The sequence below is a fragment of the Streptosporangium sandarakinum genome (assembly GCF_050942225.1).
In the GTDB taxonomy this organism is placed as follows: Bacteria; Actinomycetota; Actinomycetes; order Streptosporangiales; family Streptosporangiaceae; genus Streptosporangium; species Streptosporangium nondiastaticum.
The window spans coordinates 2,142,615-2,154,620 of the sequence record NZ_CP192034.1 but is presented as its reverse complement, the minus strand read 5'-3'; the positions used below and the strand labels follow the sequence as shown (position 1 = coordinate 2,154,620).

Sequence of the window (12,006 nt, the reverse complement as noted above, 5' to 3'; positions counted from 1 at the left end):
CCGTTCCGGCCCGGGACCATTGCGAAAAACCTCCCTTTTCGCGGTGGGAAACCGTCGTACGGCGGGCCGCCGGTCGCCGACGGGCCCATCAGGACGGCCGGAACGCCGCCGCGCGCCGCCCCGGATGACGACGGGCGGGCGGGGCCGGAGACCCGCTCAGTCCGCGGAGCGGCCCTGGCAGCGCGGGTCGGCCGGTGTCTGCAGCGGGGCCGGGGCCAGCCACGACAGCACGTTCTTCTCGACGTACCAGCCGTGCAGGTTCACCCAGGTCATGGGCGCCCCGTCGGGGTCGGGGCAGAGCACCTTCGACTCCAGCCGGTCACCGCGGACGAAGCTCACCTGACCGTCGCGTCCCAGCACGGTCACCATCTGGTCGTCGCTGGTGACCAGGTAGCCCACGAGCACCCGCGGCGCGTCCCGTTCCCCGTCCGCCGTCATCTGGAACGCCGTCAGCGGCAGGATCGGCGCCTTCATCACCACCACGCCCACCAGGAACGGTGTGAAGACCGCCACGACGACGGCGAGCCCGTGGGTGAACAGCCGGGCGAGCGCCCTCGGCACCGGGCCGGTCAGCAGGCCCGCGATCCCCGGCGGCAGGATGAGCAGGATCGAGGTCGTCACGTCCCGCGCGGCGACCGCCTGGCCGATGGCGGGCCACAGCGCGGCGTAGACGAGCACGGCGGCCACCGCGGGCAGAACGTAGCAGACGGCCACCCGCAGCGTCCTCCTGCCGGGGAAGCGGTCGCGCACCGTCAGCCCGGCGGTGGTCAGCGCCAGCATCTCCAGCGTCGGCAGGAACCGCAGTTCCCAGGAGAACAGGCCCACCACCACCGCCAGCACCACCACCCAGCCGGGCAGGCGCTCGGCGGCGCGCAGCAACCAGGAGGAGCGGTCCGCGCCGGTCCAGCCCCGCGTGCTGATCCAGTACAGGGCGCCGAGCATCCGCCCGCTCAGGACGAGGGCCGGCAGGATCCACACGGTCGTCAGCAGCACGGCGGTGAGCAGGCCCAGCGGGCTGACGTTCTGCACCAGCAGCAGCAGGGTCTGGGTGTCCTGGCGGCTGGCGTACCACAGCCGCATGGTGAGCAGGAGCAGCGGGAAGGCCGGGAGCAGCGCGAGCAGCCACTCCTGGTTCCTGGGCTGCTCTCTGGACGTGCGCTTGGTCCGTCCGATGCCGCTCAACGGGTTGAGCACTCCTGGACGGGAAGCGAGCGCTCCCACGGCCATCGGCGTACCTCCGGGGGCAGCGCGCAGGGCTGTTCCTTCTGCGCCACGTTCAGCCCGCGGTTGGCCTCGACCGCCAGCAGCGGATCGATGTACCTCTGGTACGCCTGCTCCCACCGCTGGTCCTGGGGGTCGGCGTAGGAGCGGTAGAGCGAGAGGTCGACCAGTGTGCGCAGGGCGGCGTTGGGGCCGGCGTTGACCGCCCACATCTCCGTCTTCTCCAGCGCGATGTCGTGGTGGCGCAGCCTGCCACCGGACTCGGCGACGAACCCGGCCAGGAGCGCCGCGTCGGTGGTCACCGCGTCGAACTCCTCCTTCTTGAGACCTTCGACGCAGTCGCTGATGAGGTTCCGGGCGGTGACGGTGGCCCTGGTCGCCTGCTCCAGCTCGTCCTCGGAGGTCGAGGTGCCCAGCGTGCAGACCTTTTTGCCCTCCAGCTGCCCCAGCGAGGTGACCTTCCCGGGATAGTCGGACCGGGTCACCACGGACTGCTCGGTGTAGAGGTAGGGCGTGCTGAAGCCGACCGCCGGGTTCTGCTGCCGTTCAGGTGTCACGCTGAAGGTGGCGACCACCAGGTCCACCATGACGAACCGGCCCCCCACGTCCTGGGCCTGCATGCGCGCCCTGTCCTCGGTCTCGATGGCCAGGAAGTCGACCTTGTCCCGAGAGAAGCCCAGGTCGGCGGCGATCATGTAGGCGATCTCGATGTCGAACCCGGTGAAGGCGCGCCTGCCCGTCTTCTCCTGGAGCGCGATGCCGGGGGTGTCGGACTTCACGCCGATCCGGAGCCGGTCCTTGTTGAACAGCCCGGCCCGCTCCCGCAGTTCCGCCTCGGTGGGCGGCCCCTTCGTCACCAGGATGGACGCGCCGACCACGATCGCGGCCAGGACCAGGGCGATCCAGGCGGCGATCCGGAAGCGGCGGAACCTCTTGACCGGCTGCGGCTCCGGCGGCGGGAACGGGTCGGGCACGGGATCGGCCGGGAGGTGCGGCGGCTCGTCGGCCCGCGGGTCGGGCGTGCCGGCCGACGAGCCGGGACGCCACCGCTTCCCGGCGAACAGACCGGCCTTCCCGGACGGCGCCGTCACGTCCTCATGTTCTTCGGTCATAACCCCACGGACCCCCTGCTCGTTAGGCAGGCTATGACGTGGCCCCGGCCGCGAGGAGGTCCTTCATCAAGACGAGATCAAACCGCTTCCCCGCCGCGGTGACCGGAATACCCCCTAAGATCCAGTACCGAATGTCAGGAACGGGGGATGATGGATCTCATCATTGGGCCGTACCGCGTGGCCGGCAGGCTGGGGCGGGACGCCGCCGGTGAGGCCTTCCTCGCCCACGACCCCGCCGGCCAGCAGGTCGTGGTCAAGGTCCTCGACCCGGCCCTGACCGCCGATCCCGGCGTCCGGTGGCGGTTCCAGCAGGAGACGGGCACCGCGTCCCGGGTCGCCCCGCGCTGCATCGTCCCGCTGATCTCGGCGGGGTTCGACGGTGACCGCGCCTACGTCGTCACCGAGCACGTCGAGGGCCCCTCCCTGCGCGAGCGGGTCGAGGGTCAGGGCCCGCTGACCGGGCCGGGCCTCGGCTCACTGGCCGTGTCCGCCGCCGTCGCCCTGCAGGCGATCCACGCCGCGGGCGTCCCACACGGGCGGCTGACGCCGTCCGACATCCTGATGAGCCCGCTCGGGCCGAGGGTGGGCGGTTTCGGTCTCTCCTTCCTTCCCCGCCACGACGCCCCCGGCGGCGGTACGCCGCCCGAACGGGCGCGCGGCGAGGCGGCCACCGCGGCTTCGGACGTCTTCTCCTGGGGCGCGGCCGTCCTGTACGCGGCGACGGGGCGCGAGCCGTACGGCCATGCCGGGCGCGAGCCGCACGGTGATGCCGGCGACCCCGAGGAGACCGCGCGGGTCCTCCGCCCCGGGCCCGACCTGGCCGGCCTGACCGGCCCGCTGCGCGACCTCGTGGCGAGCGCCCTCACCGAGGATCCCGGCCGCCGCCCGGACGTGCGCGACATCGTCCGCGCCCTGACCGGCGTCAGCGACCCGGCCGCCGCGTCGGCCCCGCCCAGGCCGCCCGCCGCGGGGGCCGCGCCGGTCCCGCCGCCCGCCGTTCCGGAACCGGTCTCCCCGCCCATTTCCGGTCCGGGAGCCGACCTGCCCGTTCCCGGTCCCGGAGCCGCCCCGCCGCCGGTCGCGGCGGCTCCGGGTCAGGCCCCGCCGCCCGCCGTACCGGCCGTCTCCGGGTATCCGGGCGCGGCCCGCCGTACCGACGCGGCGGCGGTCCCCGACACGGCGCGGCAGGTCAGGCGGCATCTCATCCCCGCCGCGGCGGGTCTGGTCCTCGCCGGGGTCATCGCCGGGGCCGCCTGGCTCCTGCCCCGGGACCCGGCGCCCGGCGACGTCGCGTCGCGGGCCCTGCCCACCGCCCCGGCGAGCGTCGGGCCCGCCCCCGTGACGGCGTCGCCCACATCGTCGCCCCCGTCCTCGCCGGCGCCCGCGAAGCGCACCGCCCGGCCCACCGCCGAGCGCGCCCTGCCGTTCCAGGACGACTTCGGCGGCGCCGGCGGCTGGAGAAGCACGGCGGCGGGGAACGCCGGGAAGCACCGGCCGGACCACGGCGCCTACCGGCTCACCGTCCGGGCCGGCGCGAGCCTCCCGGTCACCGCCCCCGTCACCGCCTCGCTGCGGAACACCGTCATCACCGTGAAGGCGCGCCTGATCTCCGGCAAGGGGGACTTCGGGGTGTTCTGCCGCGGCCGGAAGGCGACGGACGAGCGCTACGAGTTCGCGCTCACCGGCGACGGCGGCGCCTCGATCACCCGGAGCGGCGAGACGCCGTCGGCGGTGCGGCGCGTCCCGGGGCTGCGTCCCGGCCGGCTCACCGTCCTGCAGGCGGTCTGCCGCGGCGGTGCGACGGGGACCACGCTGAGCCTGCGGGTCAACGGCAAGGAGGTCATCTCCCGGGTGGACCGGGCCCGGCCGCTGACCGCCGGTTCCATCGGTGTCTTCGCCCGGGGCCGGCGCGGCGGTTCCGGGCTGGACGTCGCGTTCAACTCCTTCGAGGCCCGTCCCTGAGTCCTCCGGAACGGGCCCGCCGCATCCGGCGCCGTCAGTCGTAGAAGCCCAGCCGGCGCAGCTGCTTGGGGTCGCGCTGCCAGTCCTTGGCGACGCTGATGCGCAGGTCGAGGTACACCCGGGTGCCGAGCAGCGCCTCGATGTGACCGCGGGCCCGGCTGCCGACCTCCTTGAGACGGCTGCCCTTGTGCCCGATCACGATGGCCTTCTGCGAGGGCCGCTCGACGAACATGTGGGCGTAGATGTCGAGCAGGTCGTCGCGGCCCTCGCGGGGCACCATCTCGTCGACGACGACCGCGATGGAGTGCGGCAGCTCGTCGCGGACGCCCTCCAGGGCCGCCTCCCGGATCAGCTCGCCCACCAGCACCTGCTCGGGCTCGTCGGTGAGCTGCCCGCCCTCGTACAGCGGCGGGCTGGCCGGAAGCCTGCCGACCAGCACGTCGCGCAGCACGTCGAGCCGCTCCCCGCTCTCCGCCGAGACCGGGACGATCTCCTCGAACTCGGCGAGCTGCGACACGGCCATCAGCTGCGCGGCGATCTGCTCGCGGGTCGCCAGGTCGCACTTGGTGACGACGGCGACGACCGGGGTCTTCTTGACGGCGGCGAGCTTCTCGGCGATGAACCGGTCGCCCTTGCCGATGGGCTCGTTGGCCGGCACGCAGAAGCCGATCACGTCCACCTCGGTGAGCGTGGACAGCACCAGGCTGTCGAGCCGCTCGCCCAGGAGGGTCCGGGGACGGTGCAGGCCGGGGGTGTCGACGATGATGAGCTGGGCGTCCGGGCGGTGCACGATGCCCCGGATGACGCGGCGGGTCGTCTGTGGCTTGGAGGAGGTGATGGCCACCTTCGTGCCGACCAACGCGTTCATCAGCGTTGATTTGCCGACGTTGGGCCGTCCGACGAAACAGGCGAAACCGGCGTGGAAATCAGCGGCTGGAGAACTCACGTCACCCATTGTCCCCGATCGTCGGCTCAGCTCTGACGCGGTGTCCCGTCCGGACCGGCCACCAGCAGCCGTTCGCCGCCCATGTCGCGCACGGCCCGCTCGTCCTCCGGGGAGGGGCCGTCGCCCGCGGTGACCAGCGCCGCGGCCTCCAGGGACTCCGCGCCGCTGGAGACGGCCATGGCCACGGCGACCTGCAGCGCCGACAGCGTCAGCGAGGGCAGCGCCACGTTGGTCGCCACGTAGGTCCGGCCCGTCTCGTCGCGCACCGCGGCCCCCTCGGCGGTGCCGTTGCGGGCGCGGGCGGAACGGGCCAGCACGATGATCTTGTTGTCCTCGGGGTCGAGGTTCGCGTCGCTCACGGCACAAGGGTATTCAGCCGCCGGATCAGGCGGAGAGGCGGCCGACCACGAGCCGGGCGAGCCTCCGCGTGCTCTCCTCGTCGATCCCGGCCATCCCGCTGTGCACCAGCGAGACGACGGTGTTGCCGACGCGGGCGAAGACCACGTGCAGCTCGTACGGGTAGCCGTTCAGCCGGCCGCGCAGCCTCCCGGCCCGCACGTCGCCGGGCACGTCCACCTCCAGGGGGGAGACCCGCAGCGAGGTGCCACGGCCGGCGAGGGGACCGGCCGCCACCGGGCAGCCGTCCAGGGCGTCGGAGATCTCGGCGAAGCGGAGGGCGGCGCCGGCGCCGGTGTAGGACACCAGAGCGACCCCGGCCAGCTCGCCCACGTCGTCGCCCTGGTAGGTCACGGTGACCCGGGGCTCGGCGGTACGGCGCGGCGAGCCGCCCCCGGCCATGTTCAGGACGGTCCGGCACTCGGGGTTCTCCGCGCGGAACGGGGGCCGCCAGCCGTCCCGCGGCCGGGCCGAGAACCCCTCCGGCATGTCCTCCTGGAGCGGCAGCAGGCCGCGCAGCCGCGCCTGCTCCGCCCTGGCGTCCGCCCGGGTGTATCGCGCCGGCCCGGTGCCGCACGCGATCGGGGCCACCGCCAGCAGCCCGCAGACCGCGACCGCGGCGGCGGCCCGGATCCCCGGGGTCCGAGTCCCCCGCCCCATGTCCGTTCCCCCGATGTCGGGCGTGGGCCCCCGCCCCCGCCGATCCGCTTCCTTCCCTCTTGGCAAAAGCGGCAATCATCGGCAAACACCCAGGACCCCGCCAACCCGCCTCACACGCCTCCGGTACGGCGACGCGGGCCGGTCCCGGCCGGGGCCGGGAATCCCGGCCCCGGCCGGATGTCCGGGTCCCTCAGGCCCTGCTCTGGTCGTGCTCCGGGGCGGTCTCGGCCGGGTCGGCCTCCTCCTCCGGGGGAACCCGCCGGACGAGGACCGTGCCGATCCGGTTGCGCCGCCCGGCGAGGCTCTCGGCCGTCAGGCTGAGGCCGTTCACGACGGCCTCGGAGCCGGCGATCGGCACCCGGCCCAGCGCGTGGGCCAGCAGTCCTCCGACGGTCTCCACGTCGTCGACCTCCAGCTCGGCGTCGAACAGGTCCTCCAGGTCCCCCACGGGGAGCCGGGCGGTCACCCGGACCGAACCGTCCTGCAGCGGCTCGACGCGCGGGGCCTCCTGGTCGTACTCGTCGGTGATCTCCCCGACGATCTCCTCCAGGATGTCCTCGATCGTCACCAGGCCGGCCGTCCCGCCGTACTCGTCGATCACGATGGCCTGGTGGATGCGGCGGGCCTGCATCTCCCGCAGGAGCTGGTCGATCGGCTTGCTCTCGGGGACGTAGGCGGCCGGACGCATGATCGTCTCGACCTGCTCGGCGCGGCCCGCCTCGCCCGCCTCCTGCACCCGGCGCACGATGTCCCTGAGGTAGGCGATGCCGATGACGTCGTCCTCGTTCTCGCCGACCACCGGGATGCGGGAGAAGCCGCTGCGCAGCGCGAGCGACAGGCCCTGGTGCAGGGTCTTGCCGCGCTCGATGAACACCATGTCGGTGCGGGGCACCATGACCTCGCGGACGATGGTGTCGCCGAGCTCGAAGACCGAATGGATCATCTCCCGCTCGTCCGGCTCGATGACCCTGCGCTCCTCGGCCAGGTCGACCAGGTCGCGCAGCTCGGCCTCGGAGGTGAACGGCCCCTCCCGGAAGCCCTTGCCGGGCGTCAGGGCGTTGCCCAGCAGGATGAGCAGCTTGGGCAGCGGGCCGAAGATCCGGGTGAGGCCGTACACCGGGGAGGCGCTGGCCAGCGCGACCGGCTCGGCGTGCTGGCGGCCCAGCGTGCGCGGGGAGACGCCGACGATGACGTAGCTGACGACGATCATGATCGCCGCGGCGGCGGTGTAGGCCCAGCCCTGGTCGCCGAGCCAGTCGATGCACAGCAGCGTGACGATCACCGTGGCGATCATCTCGCAGCTCAGCCGGATCAGGAGCAGCAGGTTGAGGTAGCGGGGCGGGTCGGCGACGATCTCCTGCAGCCGCGCGGAGCCCCGGCGCCCCTCGCGGGCGAACTCCTCGGCCCGGACCCGCGAGATGCGCGTCAGCGCCGTCTCCGCGCTGGCTATCAGGCCGGCGACCACGACCAGGACGACCGCCGAGAACAACCACCCATTGGCACCGTTCACCGCTGGGCGCGCACCTCCCGCCACGATTCGAGCAGTTCGGCCTGGAGGCCGAACATCTCCTTGTGCTCCTCCGGTTCGGCATGGTCGTAGCCGAGCAGGTGGAGGATGCCGTGGGTGCACAGCAGCTCCAGCTCGGCCTCGGTGCCGTGTCCCGCCTCGGCCCCCTGCCTGGCGGCGACCTGCGGGCACAGCACCACGTCACCGAGGAGGGCCGGGTCGGCGGGGGCGTCGCCCTCCTGCCGGGCGCCGCTGCCGCCGCCGGGCCGCAGCTCGTCCATCGGGAAGGACAGCACGTCCGTCGGGCCGGGCTCCCCCATCCACTGCTCGTGCAGAACCGCCATGGCCTCTTCGTCGACGATGAGGATCGACAGCTCGGCGAGCGGGTTGATGTCCATCCGCTCCAGCACGTGGCCGGCCAGCGAGACGAGGAGACCCTCGTCGACCTCGACGCCGGACTCGTTGTTGACCTCGATGCTCACCGGTCGTTCTCCACTACTTTCACGATCTTCCTCGGGGACGCTTGGCCACGCCCTTGATCGGCTGCGGCGCGCTCTGCCGTTGCGACTCGTCGTAGCGGCCGTAGGCGTCGACGATGTCGCTCACCAGCCTGTGCCGGACCACGTCGGCGCTGGTCAGCCTACTGAAATGGATGTCAGGGATGCCGTCGAGGATGTCCTGCACCACCCGCAGGCCGCTCTGGGTGCCGCCCGGCAGGTCGACCTGGGTGACGTCGCCGGTAACGACGATCTTGGAGTTGAAGCCCAGGCGGGTCAGGAACATCTTCATCTGCTCGGGCGAGGTGTTCTGCGCCTCGTCCAGGATGATGTAGGCGTCGTTGAGCGTACGGCCGCGCATGTAGGCCAGCGGGGCGACCTCGATCGTGCCGGCCGCCATCAGCCGGGGGATCGACTCGGGGTCGAGCATGTCGTGCAGCGCGTCGTACAGCGGGCGCAGGTAGGGGTCGATCTTCTCGTACAGGGTGCCGGGCAGGAAGCCCAGCCGCTCCCCCGCCTCGACCGCCGGGCGGGTGAGGATGATCCGGTTGACCTTCTTCTCCTGCAGGGCCCGCACGGCCTTGGCCATCGCGAGGTAGGTCTTGCCGGTGCCCGCCGGGCCGATGCCGAAGACGATGGTGTGCCTGTCGATCGCGTCGACGTACCGCTTCTGGTTCACCGTCTTCGGGCGGATGGTCCGGCCCCTGGAGGAGATGATGTCGAGGGAGAGCACCTCCGCGGGGCGCTCGGAGGTCATCCGCAGCATCGCGATGCTGCGCTCCACAGCGTCCGCCGTGAGCTCGGCGCCGCCGCGGACGAGCTCGGTGAGCTCCTCGAAGAGGCGCACGACGGTGCCGCTCTCCTCCGGGCTGCCGGTGATGGTGATCTCGTTGCCCCGGACATGGATGTCGGCCCGGAAGGCTCCCTCGATGACCCGCAACAGCTCGTCACCCGAGCCCAGCAGGCTGACCATCGAGTGCTCGTCCGGAATCACCACCTTCGCCTGGGTGCGCCCGGGGGTCTTCGACCGCGGCGACGTTCTGTTGGAATCGTTTGTCTCGGACATAGGCGGGCCTTTCGGCCTGTTCGCCTCCAGATATCGGAGTGTGACTTCTACGCCATGGTATCCGTGATGGGCCCCGTGACGCCTCCCGGTTGTCAGCCGGGCGGCCAGTTCAGGCCGCGCCCGCCGAGCACGTGTCCGTGCACGTGGAAGACGGTCTGACCGGCGCCGGGGCCGGTGTTGAAGACCAGCCGGTAGCCGGACTCGACGATCCCCTCCTGCTCGGCGACCTCGTGGGCCGCCCTGATCACCTCGTCGGTGAGCCCGTCGTCGGCGGCGGCCAGGGCCGCGGCGGTGGGGTAGTGGTCCTTCGGCACCACCAGAACGTGGGTCGGCGCCTGCGGATTGACATCACGGAAGGCCAGCGTGCGGTCGGTCTCGTGAACGATCCGCGCGGGGATCTCCTTGGCCACGATCCTGCAGAACAGGCAGTCGGCTTCACTCACCATGCGGGCACCCTATCCGGTCCGGGCGTTGTCAATCGGTGATGGTCCATCCCCGGCGCAGAAAGATCCACACGGATATGGTGGATGTGCGAAACTTCAACAACTACAGACCATTGCGATTCGCACGACATGGCCGCCGGGCCGAGGACACGACTGGGTCATGCCCCCTAATGAACCGGAAGAGCGTAAACCCTCTGGGAAGGCCGAGCGTCCCACTGATGTGACCACCGAGACCCTCGTGGCCGACAGGTCGCTCGGGGCGGTGCCCGTCGGCTGGGACGCCGACATGGCCGTGACCGCGCTCTACAGCGCGCACTATCGGTCGCTCGTGCGTCTCGCTGTTCTGCTCGTCCGCGATGTGGCAACCGCGGAGGAGGTCGTGCAGGACGCGTTCGTCGCCATCCACGGCGCCTGGCGCCGTTTGCGCGACACCGACAAGGCACTCGCCTACCTGCGCCAATCGGTCGTCAACCGATCTCGTTCGGTGCTGCGGCACCGGGCGGTCGTGGAGAAGTACGCCCCCAAGGGCATGCCGGACGCGCCGAGCGCCGAGAACGGCGCGATCGGCGAGTTCGAGCGCTCCGCCGTCATCGAGGCGCTGCGCGCCCTGCCCGCCCGGCAGCGCGAGGCACTGGTCCTGCGCTATTACGGTGACCTGTCCGAGGCGCAGATCGCCGACGCGATGGGAATCAGCAAAGGCGCGGTCAAGAGCCACACGGCTCGCGGCATGGCCGCCCTACGAACCACACTGGAGCAACTGTCATGACCGAGTCCCCCGATGAGTACGGCGAGCTGCTGCGCCGTGCCCTCAACGCGGAGGCGAACTCGGTCGTTCCCTCCCCCGACGGACTGGAGATCATCCGGGCCCGGATCGAGCGTCGCGGGCTCCGCGGACTCCGCGGGCTGGTGTGGTGGCGCGCCGGCGCCTCCGTCGCTGGAGCGGTCCTTGTCGCGGCGACCGTCGTGATGATGGTCCCCCAGCTGCGCGAGCAGGTGATCCAGGAGGTCTACAGCGGCGAGGTGAACTTCACCCAGTCCACCGCGCCCGACATGTCGGCCACCTCGCGCCCACCGGCGAACAACGACAACCGGGTCCCGGTCGTCCCCAGGACGTCCAGCGCCCCGCCCCCGCCGGAGCCGACCGAGCGTTCCAAGAGCACGGCGCCGAGCGTGAAGGCGACACCCACGCCCAAGACGACCCCCACGCCGAAACCCACCCCGTCGGACGGCTGCCCCACGGCGCCCGCGGACGACACGGCGCCCGGTGACGTCTCCGAGGAGTGCCCGGCCACGCCGACCGCGGAGCCCGAGCCCACCGGCCAGCCCGAGAGCCCGTGCCCGCCGTCCGGCTGTCCCCAGCCGGACGAGCAGCCTCCCACGCCGAGCGAGGGCGCGCCCACCCCGGTGAGCCACTGACCGGCGGCGATCCGCCGCCGGTCGCCTACCAGCGGCCGGTGCGCGCCTGGAGCACCGCCGCGGCCGCGACCCCGGCCGTCGAGGTGCGCAGCACCGTCGGCCCGAGCAGCGCCGGCGCGGCCCCGGCGGCGCGGAAGGCGGCGATCTCCTCCTCGGAGACCCCGCCCTCGGGGCCGACGACCACCACGATGTCCCCGTCGGCCGGCAGCGGGAGGCCGGACAGCGGCGAGGCGGCCTCCTCGTGCAGCACGACGCCCAGCGCCGCCGCCGACAGCAGGGCGGCGACCTCGGCGGTCCTCGCCAGGTCGGTCACCTCGGGCAGGTGGAAGCGGCGCGACTGCTTGGCCGCCTCCCGCGACGTGGACCGCCAGCGGGCCAGCGACCTGGCCGCCCGCTCCCCCTTCCACTGGGTCACGCAGCGGGCCGCGGCCCAGGGCACGATCACGTCCACCCCGGCCTCGGTCATCATCTCCACGGCCAGCTCGCCCCGGTCGCCCTTGGGCAGGCCCTGGACGACGACCAGGCGGGGACGCGGCGCGGGCACCTCGTAGCGGCGCAGCACCCGCACCCGCAGGGAGTCCTTGCCGGCGTCGTCCACCACGCACTCGGCCACGGCGCCCGCGCCGTCGGTCAGGTCGAGCCGCTCCCCGGCGCGCAGCCGCCGTACGGCGGCCGCGTGCCGGCCCTCAGGACCGGCGAGTGTGAACCCCTCCCGGCCCAGGTCGGCCGGGTCGGCCAGGAAGACCGGCGCCGTCATGCGGCGGCGGGGACGCCGCGGCG

General features: G+C 72.7%; 13 protein-coding genes. 3 read left to right on the top strand and 10 right to left on the bottom strand.

What is annotated here, in order from left to right; genetic code table 11:
- Positions 1-156: 156 nt before the first annotated feature.
- Positions 157-1,182: a hypothetical protein gene (locus ACQP10_RS10125; RefSeq protein WP_389997336.1), complete on the bottom strand. Its 1,026-nt coding sequence runs from the start codon at positions 1,180-1,182 to the stop codon at positions 157-159.
- Positions 1,179-2,333, bottom strand: a complete 1,155-nt coding sequence (locus tag ACQP10_RS10120; protein WP_433541260.1) for a transporter substrate-binding domain-containing protein — start codon at positions 2,331-2,333, stop codon at positions 1,179-1,181. Before ACQP10_RS10120 ends, ACQP10_RS10125 begins: the two co-directional genes overlap by 4 nt.
- 150 nt (positions 2,334-2,483) lie before the next feature.
- Between ACQP10_RS10120 and ACQP10_RS10115 the strand changes: the two genes are divergently transcribed.
- Positions 2,484-4,295: a serine/threonine-protein kinase gene (locus ACQP10_RS10115; RefSeq protein ID WP_433541259.1), complete on the top strand. Its 1,812-nt coding sequence runs from the start codon at positions 2,484-2,486 to the stop codon at positions 4,293-4,295.
- Between the two features lie 34 nt (positions 4,296-4,329).
- On the opposite strand, the gene era is transcribed toward ACQP10_RS10115, so the two are convergent.
- From era to ACQP10_RS10080, 7 genes are all read right to left on the bottom strand, one after another.
- Positions 4,330-5,250, bottom strand: a complete 921-nt coding sequence (gene era / locus ACQP10_RS10110) for a GTPase Era (protein WP_189244819.1) — start codon at positions 5,248-5,250, stop codon at positions 4,330-4,332.
- A 17-nt stretch (positions 5,251-5,267) separates the two neighbouring features.
- Positions 5,268-5,600, bottom strand: coding sequence for a cytidine deaminase (locus ACQP10_RS10105; RefSeq protein WP_389997326.1), 333 nt, complete (start codon positions 5,598-5,600; stop codon positions 5,268-5,270).
- A gap of 25 nt (positions 5,601-5,625) precedes the next feature.
- The gene (locus ACQP10_RS10100; protein WP_433541258.1) at positions 5,626-6,297 is read right to left on the bottom strand and encodes a hypothetical protein; all 672 of its coding nucleotides are present in this window, start codon (positions 6,295-6,297) and stop codon (positions 5,626-5,628) included.
- A 190-nt stretch (positions 6,298-6,487) separates the two neighbouring features.
- Positions 6,488-7,807 carry a hemolysin family protein gene (locus tag ACQP10_RS10095; RefSeq protein WP_179818797.1) on the bottom strand — a complete coding sequence of 440 codons (1,320 nt, stop codon included), beginning with the start codon at positions 7,805-7,807 and terminating at the stop codon, positions 6,488-6,490.
- On the bottom strand, positions 7,804-8,286 hold the full coding sequence (gene ybeY, locus ACQP10_RS10090; RefSeq protein WP_179818798.1) for an rRNA maturation RNase YbeY: 483 nt from the start codon (positions 8,284-8,286) through the stop codon (positions 7,804-7,806). The genes ACQP10_RS10095 and ybeY overlap by 4 nt, the downstream gene beginning before the upstream one ends.
- A 19-nt stretch (positions 8,287-8,305) precedes the next feature.
- Positions 8,306-9,367, bottom strand: a complete 1,062-nt coding sequence (locus ACQP10_RS10085; RefSeq protein WP_179818799.1) for a PhoH family protein — start codon at positions 9,365-9,367, stop codon at positions 8,306-8,308.
- Between the two features lie 92 nt (positions 9,368-9,459).
- Complete coding sequence (locus ACQP10_RS10080) at positions 9,460-9,810, bottom strand: histidine triad nucleotide-binding protein (protein WP_179822871.1); 351 nt, start codon at positions 9,808-9,810, stop codon at positions 9,460-9,462.
- Between the two features lie 286 nt (positions 9,811-10,096).
- On the opposite strand from ACQP10_RS10080, the gene ACQP10_RS10075 reads away from it, so the two are divergent.
- Both ACQP10_RS10075 and ACQP10_RS10070 read left to right on the top strand, forming a co-directional pair.
- On the top strand, positions 10,097-10,576 hold the full coding sequence (locus ACQP10_RS10075) for a SigE family RNA polymerase sigma factor (protein ID WP_179822874.1): 480 nt from the start codon (positions 10,097-10,099) through the stop codon (positions 10,574-10,576).
- Positions 10,573-11,226: a hypothetical protein gene (locus ACQP10_RS10070; protein ID WP_346020646.1), complete on the top strand. Its 654-nt coding sequence runs from the start codon at positions 10,573-10,575 to the stop codon at positions 11,224-11,226. The genes ACQP10_RS10075 and ACQP10_RS10070 overlap by 4 nt, the downstream gene beginning before the upstream one ends.
- Positions 11,227-11,251: 25 nt before the next feature.
- Here the strand turns inward: ACQP10_RS10070 and ACQP10_RS10065 are convergent, their stop codons facing one another.
- A complete protein-coding gene (locus tag ACQP10_RS10065) occupies positions 11,252-11,983 on the bottom strand; it encodes a 16S rRNA (uracil(1498)-N(3))-methyltransferase (protein ID WP_346020647.1) in 732 nt (243 codons plus the stop codon).
- Between the last annotated feature and the right edge of the window lie 23 nt (positions 11,984-12,006).